Source organism: Acinetobacter sp. AS167, assembly GCF_037152175.1.
GTDB lineage: Bacteria > Pseudomonadota > Gammaproteobacteria > Pseudomonadales > Moraxellaceae > Acinetobacter.
Genome location: NZ_JBBCMP010000018.1, coordinates 16367 through 33535 on the forward strand (window position 1 = coordinate 16367; position 17169 = coordinate 33535).

19 protein-coding genes are annotated in these 17169 nt (G+C 37.2%); 9 read left to right on the forward strand and 10 right to left on the reverse strand.

Annotated features, from left to right (window positions below; all coding sequences use genetic code 11):
* Positions 1–206 precede the first annotated feature (206 nt).
* Positions 207–1127: a matrixin family metalloprotease gene (locus WFN33_RS19050; protein ID WP_336954601.1), complete on the forward strand. Its 921-nt coding sequence runs from the start codon at positions 207–209 to the stop codon at positions 1125–1127.
* A gap of 111 nt (positions 1128–1238) precedes the next feature.
* Complete coding sequence (locus tag WFN33_RS19055; RefSeq protein WP_154130490.1) at positions 1239–1622, forward strand: hypothetical protein; 384 nt, start codon at positions 1239–1241, stop codon at positions 1620–1622.
* A 51-nt stretch (positions 1623–1673) separates the two neighbouring features.
* Here WFN33_RS19055 and WFN33_RS19060 read toward each other — a convergent pair whose 3' ends face one another.
* The 5 genes from WFN33_RS19060 to WFN33_RS19080 all read right to left on the reverse strand — a co-directional run bounded on the left by WFN33_RS19060 (position 1674) and on the right by WFN33_RS19080 (position 6375).
* Entirely contained in the window at positions 1674–2963 is a 1290-nt protein-coding gene (locus WFN33_RS19060; RefSeq protein ID WP_336954602.1) for a lytic murein transglycosylase, read from the reverse strand.
* 694 nt (positions 2964–3657) lie between these two features.
* The gene (locus WFN33_RS19065) at positions 3658–4779 is read right to left on the reverse strand and encodes a 5-(carboxyamino)imidazole ribonucleotide synthase (RefSeq protein ID WP_004718994.1); all 1122 of its coding nucleotides are present in this window, start codon (positions 4777–4779) and stop codon (positions 3658–3660) included.
* A gap of 16 nt (positions 4780–4795) precedes the next feature.
* On the reverse strand, positions 4796–5308 hold the full coding sequence (gene purE, locus WFN33_RS19070) for a 5-(carboxyamino)imidazole ribonucleotide mutase (protein ID WP_004718991.1): 513 nt from the start codon (positions 5306–5308) through the stop codon (positions 4796–4798).
* Between the two features lie 282 nt (positions 5309–5590).
* A complete protein-coding gene (locus tag WFN33_RS19075; protein ID WP_034613299.1) occupies positions 5591–5935 on the reverse strand; it encodes a DMT family protein in 345 nt (114 codons plus the stop codon).
* Between the two features lie 62 nt (positions 5936–5997).
* Positions 5998–6375, reverse strand: coding sequence for a hypothetical protein (locus tag WFN33_RS19080; protein WP_336954603.1), 378 nt, complete (start codon positions 6373–6375; stop codon positions 5998–6000).
* A 224-nt stretch (positions 6376–6599) separates the two neighbouring features.
* Here WFN33_RS19080 and mpl point away from each other — a divergent pair, with 224 nt between their 5' ends.
* The gene (gene mpl, locus WFN33_RS19085) at positions 6600–7967 is read left to right on the forward strand and encodes a UDP-N-acetylmuramate:L-alanyl-gamma-D-glutamyl-meso-diaminopimelate ligase (protein WP_336954604.1); all 1368 of its coding nucleotides are present in this window, start codon (positions 6600–6602) and stop codon (positions 7965–7967) included.
* Positions 7968–8011: 44 nt separating this feature from the next.
* On the opposite strand, the gene WFN33_RS19090 is transcribed toward mpl, so the two are convergent.
* From WFN33_RS19090 to WFN33_RS19100, 3 genes are all read right to left on the reverse strand, one after another.
* The gene (locus WFN33_RS19090; protein WP_336954606.1) at positions 8012–8389 is read right to left on the reverse strand and encodes a hypothetical protein; all 378 of its coding nucleotides are present in this window, start codon (positions 8387–8389) and stop codon (positions 8012–8014) included.
* A 62-nt stretch (positions 8390–8451) separates the two neighbouring features.
* Positions 8452–8736 (reverse strand): GNAT family N-acetyltransferase, encoded by a 285-nt coding sequence (locus tag WFN33_RS19095; RefSeq protein ID WP_336954607.1) that lies wholly within the window; start codon positions 8734–8736, stop codon positions 8452–8454.
* Positions 8737–8787: 51 nt separating this feature from the next.
* Positions 8788–9075, reverse strand: coding sequence for a GNAT family N-acetyltransferase (locus WFN33_RS19100; RefSeq protein WP_336954609.1), 288 nt, complete (start codon positions 9073–9075; stop codon positions 8788–8790).
* A gap of 172 nt (positions 9076–9247) precedes the next feature.
* Between WFN33_RS19100 and WFN33_RS19105 the strand changes: the two genes are divergently transcribed.
* The 3 genes from WFN33_RS19105 (at position 9248) to WFN33_RS19115 (ending at position 12770) form a co-directional block, all read left to right on the forward strand.
* Positions 9248–10465 carry a sugar transporter gene (locus WFN33_RS19105; RefSeq protein ID WP_336954611.1) on the forward strand — a complete coding sequence of 406 codons (1218 nt, stop codon included), beginning with the start codon at positions 9248–9250 and terminating at the stop codon, positions 10463–10465.
* A gap of 507 nt (positions 10466–10972) precedes the next feature.
* The gene (locus tag WFN33_RS19110; RefSeq protein ID WP_336954612.1) at positions 10973–11512 is read left to right on the forward strand and encodes a cysteine hydrolase family protein; all 540 of its coding nucleotides are present in this window, start codon (positions 10973–10975) and stop codon (positions 11510–11512) included.
* A gap of 292 nt (positions 11513–11804) precedes the next feature.
* On the forward strand, positions 11805–12770 hold the full coding sequence (locus WFN33_RS19115; RefSeq protein WP_004718969.1) for a TerC family protein: 966 nt from the start codon (positions 11805–11807) through the stop codon (positions 12768–12770).
* Between the two features lie 186 nt (positions 12771–12956).
* Here the strand turns inward: WFN33_RS19115 and WFN33_RS19120 are convergent, their stop codons facing one another.
* Complete coding sequence (locus tag WFN33_RS19120; RefSeq protein ID WP_336954613.1) at positions 12957–13523, reverse strand: nucleotidyltransferase family protein; 567 nt, start codon at positions 13521–13523, stop codon at positions 12957–12959.
* Between the two features lie 243 nt (positions 13524–13766).
* Here WFN33_RS19120 and guaD point away from each other — a divergent pair, with 243 nt between their 5' ends.
* From guaD to WFN33_RS19135, 3 genes are all read left to right on the forward strand, one after another.
* Entirely contained in the window at positions 13767–15098 is a 1332-nt protein-coding gene (guaD, locus tag WFN33_RS19125) for a guanine deaminase (RefSeq protein ID WP_336954615.1), read from the forward strand.
* 232 nt (positions 15099–15330) lie between these two features.
* Positions 15331–15858 carry a hypoxanthine phosphoribosyltransferase gene (gene hpt / locus WFN33_RS19130; protein ID WP_336954616.1) on the forward strand — a complete coding sequence of 176 codons (528 nt, stop codon included), beginning with the start codon at positions 15331–15333 and terminating at the stop codon, positions 15856–15858.
* A gap of 199 nt (positions 15859–16057) precedes the next feature.
* The gene (locus WFN33_RS19135; protein ID WP_336954617.1) at positions 16058–16309 is read left to right on the forward strand and encodes a GlsB/YeaQ/YmgE family stress response membrane protein; all 252 of its coding nucleotides are present in this window, start codon (positions 16058–16060) and stop codon (positions 16307–16309) included.
* Positions 16310–16378: 69 nt separating this feature from the next.
* Here WFN33_RS19135 and WFN33_RS19140 read toward each other — a convergent pair whose 3' ends face one another.
* Entirely contained in the window at positions 16379–17080 is a 702-nt protein-coding gene (locus WFN33_RS19140; protein WP_336954618.1) for a DsbC family protein, read from the reverse strand.
* Between the last annotated feature and the right edge of the window lie 89 nt (positions 17081–17169).

Below are 17169 nucleotides of genomic sequence, written 5' to 3' on the forward strand. Positions count from 1 at the left end.
ACAAGCGATACCAAGGATTAGAGAAATCCAGCCTAAAATCAGCGTTCCATTCATATTGTTGTTTTCCACCTAAAGCAGCTTGTTAAAAACATCATTAATTGAAATCAATATTTATAATGATCACGCAAGCTTTACTTGCTTAAGCATTTGCGATTGTTATATTTTCAGATAAATTATCCACAACAACAATTATTTTTAAATCAATCATGCGTTTTTGGATTCTACTCTGTGTAATTGCCTTTACTGCTTATTTTGCGATACAACGCATGATGTATCCGCAATTGAATCATAATTCTGCCATTGATCGTATCACGCATCCTTTAGATACCCGTTTACGTTATCGTATTGGCGAAGTAGATCCGCGTTTTCATGTCAGTAAACAGCAAGTACAAAATTTGGCACAACAAGCCACAGATATTTGGCATTTAGGAACCATGAAAAGTCTCTTTGTTTATGATGATCAGGCCAAACTGACGATTAACTTAATTTATGACGAACGCCAAGCGGAATCTAGTGCCAGAAACCAAGAGTTGCGTATTTTGCAGAATACCCAACAATATACCCAAGGCCAAAAGCAAAAAATTCAGCAACTTCATGCTGAGTTGGATCGTACCAATGATAAATTGGACCTCCAAAAAACCAATTATCAACGTAAAGTTGACCAGTATAATCAGCTGGTCAATACTCTTAATCAATCCCATCAAAATTTAGATGCCTCAGCAAGATTTCAGCTAGATCAGCAGAAAAATCAACTGATCATCGAGCAGAACCAACTCAAACAACAGTTAGATATTTATAATCAAAAAGTCTATGAATTAAATCACCAAGTTGAACAACTCAACACAGTCAATCAACAATACAATCAATCTGTGGATCACTTTAATAGTCGTTTCCAACCGCGCCAATTTGATAAAGGCGTATTCGATGGTAAAACCATTAATATCTATGAATTTGCATCAGACGAAGATTTACGTGTCACGATTGCACATGAGCTTGGGCATGCTTTGGGCTTAGCGCACAATAATGATCCTAAAGCACTCATGTACCCAATGATGAAAGAACAAGATTTGAAAAATTTTAGATTAACCACAGCGGATTTAGCCATGCTAAACTCAAGACAACGATAAGCAAAATTTAGCGATGATTATCAATTTTAAATCCATAATTTATTTATGTATTTAAATCAGTTTTATGCAAAATCATGTTATTGTGAACCCCTGAAGCAATAAATTGAGGAGATGACTGTGAGCTATTATCATATTATTTTAGAAGTAAATGATCATATCAGCACGATTGAGCAAACTCGTGATATTGAAATTTTTGATATTACTGAACTTCAACCTTATCTCCATTCCATTCTGCTGCCTTATTTCAACGAACAAATCATTGAACTAGAAGACGACAATGTCGAGTTTAAAGATGTTCTACACCTTGAAATTAAACAGACCTTATTGCCAATTCAACATTTAATTGAAGAAGAACAAAAACAGTTACCTAGCGATACCGATGTAACCATTACAGCCTATGAAATCTTTAATGATCGTGATCATACGCAGGATGTTACTGCCGTCATTTTAGATGTCCTAGAAGCGGTCAAAATTGACCCTTTCGCAATTGAATAATCCACATAAAAAAGGTCTGCTTATGCAGACCTTTTAAGTGAGATCAAACGTTTATTTCATCATATTCTTTGCAGCTTCATTTCTAAAAGCTTTTAAAATCTGTTGCCCTGCTCGACCTGTTGGACTCAATCCTAACTTCACTTGCTCTTGCTGAATAGCCTGACGCGTTTTATCGCCAATCAAGCCATCTGCATCGCCAATCGCATAGCCTTTTTTCAATAAGTAATTTTGAATTTCTCGGCGTTCTGTACGCGATGTTCCTGCATCGTCAGTTGGCCATGCGGTTTGAAAACCGCCCTTGCCTTGTAACCGATCAGACAAATGCGCAATTGCCAATGCATAACTTTCCGCAGCATTGTACGAATAAATTGCATCAAAGTTTTTAAACACTAAGAATGCTGGACCATTTGCACCCGCAGGCATCATTAAACCGGCCTGAGCGCCTTCCGATAAATTGCCTTGAATGATTGGAGTACCATCAACACGAGTAAAACCACGATTTACCCAAGTGCTCAACGATTTTTTATTACGACGACTTTCGCCACTTACAGAAGCGCCAGCTGGAATTTTTACTTCAAAGCCCCACGGCATTCCGGTTTGCCAGCCACGTTTTTTCAAAAAGTTTGCTGTTGATGCCAAAGCATCCGAAGTACTTGAAACCAAGTCGCGTCGACCATCACCATCAAAATCCACGGCCAATTCTTCATACGTTGAAGGCATAAATTGAGTATGACCAAATGCCCCTGCCCATGAACCTTTTAACTGTTCTTCGCGTAAATCACCTCGTTGTAAAATACGCATTGTGGCAAAGAATTCACCTCGGAAATAACCTTGTCGACGCCCTTCACAACTTAAAGTTCCCAACGCTTGTAATAAAGGATATTTTCCTGAAATGTCACCAAAATTACTTTCCACGCCCCAAACAGCAACAACCGTTTCTGCTGGAACGCCGTACGCTGCTGAGACACGGTTTAAAACTTCACGATGCTGAGCCAGCATTTGACGGCCTTTTTCTACCCGCTCTTCATCGACCAAACCTGAAAGATAATCCCAAATCGGTGTTGAGAACTCAGGTTGATAATCCAGTTTGCTAATGACCGAATAATCAGGTGTTAGATTTTGCGTATAACGATCAAAGGTTGTCCCACTAACACCTGAACTGATTGCTTGCGAACGTAAATTTGCAATACAGCTTTGAAAATTAGAATTGGGTGTATAGCTTGTATTCGGTGTTGTTGTAATTGGTGAGCTAGATACAGCCTGACCGTTAATGATTAATTCAGCATTGGCATGCGATGCTGCCAACAAAACAGATCCACAAATCAAAGTTAAATGACGCATAATATCCACAAAATAGTTTTAAATTTAAATTATGTGAATACCATAGCAGTCTGTGAATAAAATGACAGATGTAAAAACGTAAATTTTGAATTCATTTTTCGATTTTAAATTCATAACACACAGTTCACTGTTTTGAATTTAAATATAGTTATCCACACCCCAGTAAACTGATCATTTTTTAAATTCAAAACTTTCACACAAATTTGAATTCAAAAACATCATTATTTTAGCAACCTTAGATTTAAATTTAAAATTCCACTCAATCCCATCAAAACTCGCTTAAGTGTTTATTTTTATCCACAATTTGGATTTTAGATTGATGAATTAAAACTTATCCACAGTCGTTATTTTCACTTCGAACAAGCAAAAGTTTAAATTTAAAGTTTTAAATTCAAAAACCACGCTCAAATTAATTTAAATGCAAAGTGGATAACTTTTTGGGTTTTGCTGTTAATACTTTTGAATTCAAATGTTTTAAACCCTTTAAATTTGAACTTTGAATTTAAATATAGATGCTTGTTTTTCTGTTTATTGAAGCTGTTTTTTCATCATTCTTGTTTTTATAGCCCCAGAAAATGATCCATTTTTGGGTCATTGCTTAGCGATAAAATAGGGGGAGCGTCATGATACAGAACAGTAGAATAGAAAAAAGCGGGCAAGAGTTTGACCGCTTTTTTTACATACAAAATCAAGCTTAAATGTTCATATCTTCGCTTAATGACAATGGATTAGGTAAAATCTTCGCCAATTGACGACATAAAGTCGTTAATTCAGCAGCATCATTTGGCATCAGGGTGATATGACCAATTTTACGACCTTCACGTTCTGTTTTATTGTAAAGGTGTAAATGTGCACCTTTTAACGCTAAAACATCTTCGGATTTCGGATGTTGCCCAATGATATTTACCATCACTGTTGGTCGAACCACTTCGGTTGAACCGAGTGGTAAACCTGCCACTGCGCGAATGTGATTTTCAAATTGCGAACATACTGCGCCTTCAATTGACCAATGCCCAGAGTTATGCACACGTGGAGCCATCTCATTGGCATATAAGCCTTTTTCAGTCACAAACAATTCAAGTGTTAACACACCGACATAGTTCAAATGGTTTAACAAACGGGTGATGTATTCCTGCGCAACGGGCTGTAAATCAGCACTGTTTGGAGCAGGAACTATTGAATGTGAGAGAATACCATTGTGATGATGATTTTCAGCCAAAGGCCAAGTTTTTACATCACCATCAATACCACGCACCGCAATAATTGAAACTTCACGAGAAAAAATCACAAAACTTTCAGCGATTAATGATCCTGCTGGCCCCAACTCAGCCCATGCCTGATCAATTTGATCGACTGAACGCAGTACAAATTGACCTTTACCATCATAACCACCTGTCGCAGTTTTAAGTACGATTGGTAAGCCTAATTCACTCACTGCAAGCTTAAGCGTCTCCAATGAATCGACTGCTTTGTACGGCGCAACAGGAATTTCCAGCTCATCAAATAAAGCTTTTTCAGAAAGACGATGTTGTGCGATTGCTAACGCTTGGCGTGGCGGATACAGATCTTTTTGCTTGGTTAATACATCAACATCAATCAATGGCGTATTTTCAAATTCCAAACTAAAAACATCTGCACTGGCAATAAAATCTTGTAACCCATTTTCAGCTTTAGTGCTAAAAACGTGTCCCAATATTGCAGATGGACAATCCGCATCAGCTTCAAAAAATGTGCATTGGATATTTAATGGGAGCGCAGCTTGCGCCATCATACGGCCGAGTTGACCACCACCAAAGATACCGATGGTTTTATTCATAACCTGTGTCCCGTTTTTAAGCTTGACCCGGAATATTTTTACTTGCCACTTTATCGGTTTGAGCGGCACGGAAATCTGCAACATTTTTTGCGATTTCAGGGCGAGTTAAACCTAAAATTTGAGCGGCCATGATTGCGGCATTGGTTGCACCCGCAGGGCCAATTGCTAATGTGCCAACTGCAATACCTGCAGGCATTTGTACGATAGACAACAATGAATCAACGCCATTTAAAATTGAAGATTTCACAGGAACACCCAGCACAGGCAAATCTGTTTTTGCTGCACACATTCCTGGCAAATGCGCTGCACCACCTGCACCAGCAATAATCACCTGAATACCACGTTCACGTGCTGTTTCAGCATATTCAAATAAGCGGTCTGGCGTACGATGCGCAGAAACTACTTCGGCTTCAAAAGGAACACCAAGCTGTTTCAGCATATTGGCAGTGTTTTCGAGAGTTGCCCAGTCTGATTGAGAACCCATAATAATTCCAACGAGAGGAGCGTCTTGTACAGCGGCCGCATTCATTGCATATATTCCATAAACGAATGTAAGGAAGTTTAAATACTGGTGATCAGTGTTTAAATGAATATCAAGAAGCGCACTATTATAGACTGATTTTTCATCTCACGAAAATTTAACAGACGTAGGAATTCAATTTTTTTTAAGGGAACAACCTAAAAGCCGTTTGATTTGAGAATTAATATGATCTCGAAGATATAAACAGCAGAAAAATTGCTAAAGATTTGGACATAATATGAATATGCTGTCTGAGTGTAATCCTTTTTAATTCATAACATCATAGCTGATCTATTGGCTTCTAAACACAAAAAATACACAGCCCATCAAACATAAACCCGCCCATAAATAATCTAATTTAAATGGTTGTTTAAACAAGAAAATCATAAACGGAACAAACACCAACAGTGTCACCACTTCTTGGGTTATTTTCATTTGCCCCAACGACCAACCATGTTGCGCCAATAGACGTGTTGCAGGAATCATAAAGCTGTATTCAAGTAAGGCAATGATCCAACCAAACAAGATCGCTTGCCACAGAGGTGCGTCATGTAAGAATTTTAAATGCCCATACCAAGCCAAGGTCATAAAACAGTTGGAGATAATTAGTAATAAAAGGGGGAGAGATAAAGCCATATTGATACCAATTAAATTATCAAAATATATTTTTGAACATTCAATGTCTGAACATTAAAGCACTAAGGTAATTTTTTACGTTTTTTGAAATAATAAATGAGCGAGCCTATTTCCAAAGTACCAAGCAACAATACAGTATCTAATACTTGTTTCAATAGCGATTGATCATCATAAAATGAGCTCAATATACCAATTAAAGCCACCCAAATGAGATGAAAAATTAATCCATTTTTTAATTTGTGATCTTTTGAGTCTTTTGTATTGAGGTATCCCATCCAAATGAACGCAAAATATTGGAAGAAGATTAAAATTACAGCTGCGACCATTAAAGGTATGGATATTATTTTTGCAATGCCTGCTATCAAAGCAAAAACAATAATCAAAAAAATAAAATAAGCGATATTTTTAATCAGCAGAAAGATAAAATCATGTATATCCATTTTTAATAGATAATTCAGAGTGTTCAATCGATATTAGCATTGCTAGAAGAATAAAAATACCAAGTGAGAGTTCATTATTTTCAATAAAAACCCACCTTTAAAATCGTAACAAGAAAAACTATCTTTTCGCCTTAACCCTTGCTATCGTTGCTTTCAAATCAAATGAAACGGCTACACCACAACAACAAAGTGATGTGTCTATAAAAGCACTGGAGTTAACACGAATGCATCTGCATATTTTGGGTATTTGCGGCACCTTTATGGGTTCCTTGGCGCTATTAGCGCGTGATTTAGGGCATAAAGTCACCGGTTCAGATGCGAACGTTTATCCACCGATGTCGACCCAACTCGAAAATGCTGGCATTACCTTAATGCAAGGCTATGACCGTAGTCATTTACAACCACATCCAGATCTTGTCATTGTAGGCAATGCAATGAAGCGTGGTATAGATGCAGTGGAATATATGCTCAATGAAGGCTTAGCATATATTTCAGGTCCACAATTCCTTGCTGACCATGTCTTACAAGGCAAACATGTACTTGGTGTTGCAGGTACCCATGGTAAAACCACCACAACAACAATGCTAGCTTGGGTACTCGATCAAGCAGGTTTAAATCCTGGCTTTTTAATTGGTGGTGTACCTTTAGGCTTTAGTGAAAGCGCACGTTTAGGTGGTGGAAAATACTTCTGTGTAGAAGCAGATGAATATGACTCTGCTTTTTTTGATAAACGCTCTAAGTTCGTACATTACCATCCAAAAACTGCAATTTTAAATAACCTTGAATTTGACCATGCCGATATTTTTGATGATCTAGCAGCGATTCAAAAACAGTTCCATCATTTGGTCCGTACCATTCCAAGTGAAGGTCGTATTATTGCCCCGATCACTGAAACCAATATTGATGAAGTATTGCAAATGGGTTGTTGGACACCTGTAGTACGTACGTCACTTGACGCCAATAACAGCGCTGAAGTTTATGCTGAACAACTTTCTGCGGATGGTTCACATTTTAAAGTACTTCAACACGGCGTAATTAAAGGTGAAGTGAAGTGGAATATGACAGGACAACACAGTGTTGCCAATGCTTTAGCAACCATTGCAGCAGCTGAACATGTCGGTGTTTCAATTGAAACAGCATGTGAAGCCTTATCGAATTTTGGTGGGGTTAAACGTCGAATGGAATTACTTGATACGGTAAATGGTATTGAAGTATATGATGACTTTGCCCATCACCCAACTGCGATTGATACAACACTTGAAGGTGCACGTAAACGTTTAGGTGAGCGTAAGCTTTGGGCGATTATTGAACCTCGTTCAAATACCATGCGTATGGGCAGTCATAAAGATGGCTTGGCACATTCTGCACGTCTTGCAGATGAAGTGATGTGGTATCAACCTGAAGGTCTGGACTGGGATTTAAAGCCTGTCATTGACGCTGCAACCAATAATGCCATTGTGGCTCGTACACTGGATGACATTATCAGTACTGTTATTACACAAGCAGGTGAGGGCGATGCTGTGGTGATTATGTCCAATGGTGGTTTTGGTGGATTACATCAAAAATTGATTGCAGCTTTAAAAGCAAAATAAGTCGAAATAAAGTTTAGAAAACCCACAAAATTTTGTGGGTTTTCTTATTGATTTACTGAAGGTGTCCTTTCAATAAATTTAAAATCCTTAAGCTTGACCCACCCTTCAACTAGATCATCTTCTATATTTTGATCTGGATCATTAAATACCACATAAACCCAGTCTTGTTTTTTTCTGTCTTTATAGATTGAATAAGCCGTAACATTATCATTGTGAAGCACAAAAGTATCATTCATCTTACAGATGTTTTTGGGCGCTGAATAAAAATAAATACGATGTTTAGATTTGCCTAACAACTCCCAACGGGGCTGTATTTCTTGCTCTTTTTTATAGGTTTGCAAATTTAATTCAAAACAACTCATTGCTAAACTGAACGATGAACTGCTCAATAACAATACAGTGATTATCATTTTTTTAAACATGTTTAATCTTCTAACCGAATATGAATCTGAACGGCCCAATGAGCATTGGGCACACAATACAGCTAAGCTTTCACATCAACAAAACTTTTATCACGTTTAAACATGACTTCGACATAGGAACAAGTTGGTACAATTTTAAGCTTCTTTTCACGTGCAAATTCAACCAAAGTATCCAACAACTGACGCGCAATTCCTTGACCACGCAAGGAGTCATCTACCCAGGTATGGTTCGCAATGATCTGATGCTCACCATGCCATAAATAACTGATCTCAGCAATTCGCTTACCTTGTTCATTATCGAAGTAAAATTCACCTTTTTGTTGATTATCTACATGTTGGAATTGCATATATTTTTCTCATGGATGTTCTAAACACTATTCCACTGTAGCAAAGCAAACTTAAGATTTCAAAACATCCTGAATCGATTGATCTTTATCAAACACTGATTTTGAAAAAGGGCAGAGTGGAATAATTTTTACATTCTTTGAGCGTGCCATTTCTACAACTTGATCTAATAATTTTCGACCTACACTTTGACCACGCAATTCATCTTCTACAACTGTATGATCAATAATCAACATATTTTCACCCGCCCATGTGTACGCCATTTCAGCCAAATGGTGACCTTCTTCACCAATATAAAATTCACCTTTTTTACCATCATCTTTATGTCTGATTTCTAACATTTTATTTACTCTTATATACGTTTAAATTTATAGGCCTATTCAAAATGCCATAACTATATTTGAATTATTGTTAAATTTTGTCTGACAGTTCTATTTTTTATACAACAAACTTAGCTTAACTTTATCCACAATTCAGCCTAAAATTTAGCGCTAACCTCTTTTAATATTGACCATGTCTGCCTTATCTCCCCAAACTTCAACACCACAATCTGCCCCCAGTGAATCCCAGCAATGGATCAGTGTGATTAGCCTTGCTTTTGCAGCATTTATTTTCAATACCACAGAATTCGTTCCTGTTGCTTTACTGAGTGACATTGGAAAAAGCTTTGCGATGCCTGCAACTGATGTTGGCATCATGATTACTCTATATGCATGGGTCGTTGCACCCATTTCATTGCCGATCATGTTATTGACCAAAAATATTGAACGACGGTTTTTACTGATCATCTTGTTTATGGTCTTTGTGGCCAGTCATGCATTATCTTATTTTGCATGGAGTTTCGATGTACTCCTGATCAGTCGAATTGGTATCGCATTTTCTCATGCTTTATTTTGGTCAATCACAGCATCACTGGCAGTACGAGTCGCCCCCAAAGGTAAGGAATTTCAAGCTTTGGGGCTATTGGCCACAGGTACAGCATTGGCGATGGTTTTAGGTATTCCATTTGGACGAATGATTGGTGAATCTTATGGTTGGCGTAATACTTTCGCTTTGATTGCAATGGGTGCAGCTATAGTTTGCGTCATCTTAGCCAAAACATTGCCACGCTTACCAAGCGTCAATTCAGGTTCTCTGAGTAGTTTAAAGGTATTTTTAAAACGCCCAAGCCTAATGATTGTTTTTGCTCTGACCATTATTGTGATTACCGCGCAATTTACCGCATACAGTTATATTGAACCTTTTGCTCTGAATGTTGCGCATTTTAGCTCGACACAGACTACAACCTTATTATTAATCTATGGCGCAGCGGGTTTCTTTGGCTCTTATTTATTTGGTAAATTTGCCAAAAAATATCCAAAATTTCCAATACCATTAAGTAGTGCTGTATTGGCTGTTTCGATGTTATTGTTGACTTCACTGAGCACTGATTTTACCAACTTTAGTCTACTGAGTTTATTTTGGGGTATGGCAATTATTTGCTTTAGCTTAGCTCAACAAGCTAAAACCTTGGCTTTAGCTTCTGATGCAACTGATGTCGCAATGGCGATTTATTCAGGGCTCTATAATGTGGGCATTGGGGGAGGTGCTTTGCTGGGTGGCATAGTGACTACCAATTATGGGCTCAATCAGATTGGCATCGTTGGCGGTATGATTGCTGTTCTTGGGACCCTGTTAGCTTTAGTGCTTGTACAACGTAAAGATTTTATTCAAAAAAATAGGGTCTGTTGACAATTCGTCTACGTTTGCGACTACGTGTGTTTTTTAGGCGATACTAGGCGCGAAATACGAAATTTAGTCATTCTAAATAATGAGAAACATCGTTTCGCAAGGTAACACGTAGCGGCAAAAAACACACTAGTCCCGAAGGGTTGTGGTTAAAATTATCTCAGCCTTCGTTATGAAACTCGAAAATAGACCCACTATTCTCTTCGTTTAATGCCTTGCCTGCTCAATTTTAACCTACAACGCAAGCCATTTATGAAATGCCAACAGACCCTAAATATCTTTTTACAAGATTTAAAGTGACATGCTGAGTTAAAAACTTTAACTTACATTAAAGTACTTTGATAAAACAATGATCATCAATGCAACCCATCATTTTATTTAAATTATTAACCACCACGCTGCATCGGCAGTGTGGTCGTATACATTTAAAATAAAATGTAGAAACCAACCCTGCCAATGAGCGGGGTTATTTTTTGCTCCGTGATTTGGTCAATATTTACGGAGAAACTCATGTCTGAGTATCACAATAAACAAGCCTTACTCGTTATTGATCTACAAAATGGCCTATTTCATGCACAGCATCCTCCATTTCAAGCTGATCAATTGTTGAAAAACATCAATCAGCTCATTGAATATGCGCGTGTTAAACACATTCCGATTTTTGCGATTCGTCATGTTGGTCTAGCAGACACAGGACTCGCCCCAAATAGTCCAATGACTCAACTGATCGCTGAATTAAATATTGATCCTAATACAGATTACATCTTAGAAAAAACACGGCCAAATTGCTTTTTCCAAACAGATTTAGCACAACAATTAGAGTCGTTAAATGTTGAAGAAGTGATCATCTGTGGTTTAAAAACTGAATTTTGTATCGATAGCACAAGTCGTGCGGCAAAAGACTTAAATTATAAAGTGATATTAATTTCAGATGCGCATAGCACAATCGATTCAAAGGTTCTCAATGCTGACCGTATTATTCAGCATCATAATTCAACACTTAATCCAGCTTTTGTTGCGCTAAAAACCAGCGCTGAATTTTGTACATAAAATAAACTACATAAAAATACATTCAAAATTTGCACATTTTTAATAAATATGCGATTCTCACTAGATATTAAGAAATGAAAGATTTCTTACACAGTATATTGAACAAGGGGAGTAGCCTCCTTTAATCAGAATATCGTCATTACGCTTTGAAAAAAGCCGGTATCTGAGCATTTGAGATTGATGTACATAACTCAAATGTAGGCAAGACCTTGATCATGTTGACACAGATGTTTAATCATCTGGCAACAGGTCAAGGTTTTTTTATGCCTGATTGCCAGATTCGGAGAGTTTTATGGAAACTATTGGCAATCCATGGCTGTATCTAGCGTTCTTCGCTATTGTTATTGTCATGCTACTGATCGACTTTTTAGGCTTTAAACAAAAAGAAGGGCAAGAAGTCAAAATTAAAACTGCTGCCTATTGGAGCATTGCATGGGTCAGTGTTGCAGCATTATTTGGTGGTGGTTTATGGCTGTATTTACAACAGACCGCGGGTGTTTCTATTGCCAATAGCAAAGTCATGGAATACTTTGCAGGTTATCTACTTGAAAAATCGTTAGCGATCGACAATGTCTTTGTCTGGTTGATGATTTTTGCTGCATTTGCAATTCCACAAGGCTTACAACGTAAAATTCTGCTCTATGGTGTATTAGGTGCAATTATTTTACGTACCATCTTTATTTTTATTGGCGCATGGTTCGTTCAAGAATTCTCTTGGGTGCTTTATCTCTTTGGTGCTTTCTTGGTTTATACTGGCTATAAATTCCTTAAAGGACAGGATGAAGAAGAAACCAATATCGAAGATATGGCTATTCTAAAATGGTTGCGTAAACACATGCGAATCACCCCAAAATTAGAAGGTGCTCAATTCTTTGTTCGTCAAAATGGCGTGTTGTGGGCAACCCCGTTATTCCTTGTCTTAATTTTAGTTGAAGCTTCCGATGTGATCTTTGCGGTCGATTCTATTCCTGCGATTTTTGCGGTGACCAGTGACCCCTTTATTGTATTAACTGCGAATTTAATGGCGATCTTAGGTCTACGTGCAATGTTCTTCTTATTGTCGGGTGCCGCGTCTAAAATGCATTACTTGCCTTATGGCCTAGGCATCATCTTAGTCTTCATTGGCTTTAAAATGTTAATGCTGGATGTCTTCCATATGCCGATTTGGATTTCGTTAGGTTTCATTGTGATTGTCTTGGCAATTACAGCTTGGCTCTCTATTCGCCATAGCAAAAAGCACCATGAAACAACTTTATAAACACTAGATCAAGCCTTCCAATTGGAAGGCTTTTTTATGATCAACAATAATACTCAACGATTTAAATTGTATAGACAGTATGGAAATGAAATCTTTATCCATCAGCATAATCATCTGTTGTAATAGCCATCTGTTGTCTTGGAGTATGCTCTTCACTATGCTTTGATTGATTTAAATCCTGATCGCCTAATCATCCACAACAAGCAGCTTTTCCCATCTGATCAAAAAGTGTTTAGCCTGAATCCGTGCTAAAAAAACTGGATAACTGACTAAACGTTTATTCCATCTTAATTTTAATTCAAACAAATCATTTAGTCCAAACGGCGCAATAATTTCGATATCATCATTTTCAAGTAAACGTACTGCAATTGCAGTTGCCGTTTCAACCCATACGGATAAAGCATCGAATAAGGATTGGTATTGAGAGATAGAACATCCATCATCTGTTTTATACCACAAATGCACATAGGCTTGATTAACCACATCCCATTCATTATTGGGAAATTTTTGCTTTAACAATTCAGTCAAACGTTGCTCTTTAAGGCCTTGTTGATCATTTAAATCATAGAAAATAACATCGATTTCAATCTGATCAAATCCATAACCCTGATGATGTAAAATAGACCATACCAAGTTACGAATTACACCTGCACTCAAATATGCATGTGCATGAATATCTCGCAAATACTGTAATCGGAGCATCAATTCAGGACATGAATAGATGATCTGTTTTAACTGCCTAGTATTGTCCATTATTGTCTTATTTCACCATTTTACTAGACTCTACCGATTATTGTTATAAAGATAAACTCACAATATAGAATATGCCTTTAACCACTAATTTTAGTTATATTTCGATAAAAAATTCTCGCTGCTAAAACAATAAAAAATAACATTATTCAATTTTTTAGAATGCTTTCGCGTAAAACTGCATACAACACCTGATACAAATTTCAGGTACAATCAATCGAAAAAAGGATAAATTGCAGGTTTTACATGTCTTGTGTTGTACAGAAAACAGCGGTTCGTGGGCGTTTTCTTGATATTAAAAATACCGTTTCTCAAGCAGCTCAAATATTTGATGAAGTTCGTTATATCGAAGATGGTTTACTCATCACAGAGCAAGGTAAAATCACATGGTTTGGCCCTTGGGAAAATGCACAGTCTCACCTGACAGATGATATTCAAATTGATCACTACCCAGAACAACTGATTGTGCCTGGTTTTATAGACACCCATATCCATTTTCCTCAAACAGAAATGGTGGGTGCATATGGTGAACAACTTTTAGAATGGTTAAATACTTATACTTTTCCAACAGAAATTCAGTTTGCAGATAAAACCTATGCCGACAAAATCGCACAGTTTTTTGTCCAAGAATTACTTAAAAATGGCACCACGACAGCACTGGTTTTTTGTACAGTACATCCGCAATCAGTCGATGCCTTGTTTGAAGCTGCAGAACAGCATCAGATGCGTTTAATCGCAGGTAAAGTCATGATGGATCGTCATGCACCTGAAGCACTCACAGATACTGCTGAAAGTGCATATATTGACTCTAAAGCACTGATTGAAAAATGGCATGGTAAAGGTCGTAACCTATATGCCATTACCCCGCGTTTTGCTCCAACCTCTACACCTGAGCAATTGGCAAAAGCAGGCCAGTTAAAAGCAGAGTATCCAACGGTATATGTGCATACCCATCTTAGTGAAAATAAAAATGAAATTGCATGGGTCAAAGACTTATTCCCAGAGCAGAAAGGTTATCTGGATGTCTATCACCACTATGGTTTAACAGGAGAGCGTTCTGTTTTCGCACATTGTGTTCATTTAGAAGAGCATGAGTGGGATTGTATGCATGCAACTGATTCAGCGATTGCATTTTGCCCGACATCCAATTTATTTTTGGGAAGTGGTTTATTCCCATTAAAAAAATCCTGGGAAAAACAGGTGAAAGTCGGCTTAGGGACAGATATTGGTGCAGGAACAGCCTTTTGCCAATTACAAACCCTCAATGAAGCCTACAAAGTGCAACAACTCCAAGGTGATAAACTTTCGGCAATGGAAGCGCTTTACCATGCAACACTGGGTGGAGCGAAAGCGTTACATTTGGATGAGCAATTGGGCAATTTCAATATCGGTAAAGAAGCCGATTTTGTTGTGCTAGATTTAAAAGCAACGCCACTACAACAACTGCGTCAGGAACGTGCTAAAAACATAGACGATGCATTATTTGCCTTATTTACCATGGGGGATGATCGTAATATTCAAGCCACCTATATTTATGGACAAAAAACCTATGAGCAAAGCGAAACAAAAAACGCGTAAATCGAAGAAAAAACTAATTTTGATTGGTACAGTTTTTGTGATCTGTGCATTCATTTTAAAACGTGATGCACATTAATCATTTTGGTTTAAATTAGGACATTTACATTTTCAAATGTCAAAAAAGATGCATCTTGATCTGATATGTTTTAAAATTATGTCATCTTTTAGGGTGTTGCTAGTCAACACCTTTTTTAATTTTAGAATTTGATGTTTACGTTTTTAGGTATTTCCCATGACTATTGAAATGAAAGTGATGATTTCTGCTGAAGAAATTCATGCAAAAGTTCAGGAACTTGGTAAAAAAATTGATGCACATTATGCCAATAGCGAGAAAGAACTTGTCTTAATTGGTTTATTGCGTGGTTCAGTGATCTTTATGGCTGATTTATGTCGTGCAATCAGCAAGACTCATGAACTCGATTTTATGACCGTTTCAAGCTATGGTGGCAGTACAACATCTTCTCGTGATGTCAGAATTCTCAAAGATTTAGATGGCGAAATTCGCGGTAAGGATATCTTAGTGGTAGAAGATATTATTGACTCTGGCAATACCTTAAGCAAAGTATTGGAAATTTTAAGTACACGGCATCCCAACTCGATCGAGCTTTGTACTTTAGTCAGCAAACCGTCTCGCCGTGAAATCGATTTAGACGTGAAATTTCTTGGCTTTGAAGTTGAAGATAAATTCATTGTGGGCTATGGCTTAGACTATGATCAAAAATATCGTCATATTCCATTTATTGGAGAAATTGGTCTTTAATTGAGACTTCATCACATCATTTTAACTAAAATGAGTTAAGCGACTTCGGTCGCTTTTTTTTATTTTTTTAGCTGTTATAGTGAACAAAAATGCAACAACTTGTAGCAAATAAGCGCTTTTACTTCACAACAGAATATTTGATTATTAAACTCATTCGACACAGTAACTCACGACAAAATAAAGAAAAAGGAGAAAGATTATGATGTCACTGATTAGTGCAATTGTGATTGGTTTTATTGCAGGTTTGATTGCACGTGCGATTCATCCAGGCGATGACAAAGCTGGTTTCATTGTAACAACAGCACTTGGTATTGTAGGTTCATTAGTTGCAACCTATGGTGGTCAATTACTCGGCTTATATCCAAAAGGTGCCTCAGCTGGATTTATTGCCTCAGTCATTGGCGCAATAGTTGTACTCTTTATCTATAACATAATTGCCAAACGTACTTAAATTTTCTTCTCCATAAAAAAAGCACCTTGAATGGGTGCTTTTTTACGCCGTTAGCTTTCTAAGTATTGTTTATAATCCAAAATTTTTCCATATTTTCTCAATTTCTTCAGCAGGGTAGGCGCCCATGACTTTATAACCATTTGAGAAAATAATCGCTGGTGTTCCATGCAAACCTAATTTTTTACCCAATTCCAAATTACGCTCGATAGGGGTTGCACAATTTGCTGGCGCTGTCGGCTTAATCCCATTTTGAATTAAATTTTTCCATGCATATTCTTTATTTACAGAACACCATACTTGCTTAGATGGCAAAATCGATTGTGCTTTGATCGAATAGATAAATGTATAAATTGTCACATCATTGAGCTTGGCTAAATTCCCTTCAAGAGTCTTGCAATATGGGCAATTTGGGTCAGAAAAGATTGCAAGCTGACGCTTACCATTCCCCCTGACTGTTTTTACCGCATCATTCAAAGGTAAGGCTTTAAAATCTATAGTATTTTCTTTAACTGCTAAATCTTTAGTTAAATTATGCTGATCTTTCAAACGAATCATTGAACCAATAAATAAATGCTGAGCATCCTCATTGACATAAACAATTTGATTATCCAAGGTTCCACTATATAAACCCTGCATTTCTGTGATTTGCAGATTATTAATTTTTACATTGGGATACTGCTGGGCTAATTTTGCTTTCACAGTTTCAACACTGGCAAAACCAGCTGTACAAAAAGCTAGGCTTAAGCTCAATGCGATAAATTGCTTTAACATAAATCGATAAAATCAAAATAAATATTGAGATGCATTAAAGCATAATTCATCAACTGACTTGTTTAAAAACTGTGATTGATCCTTATCTC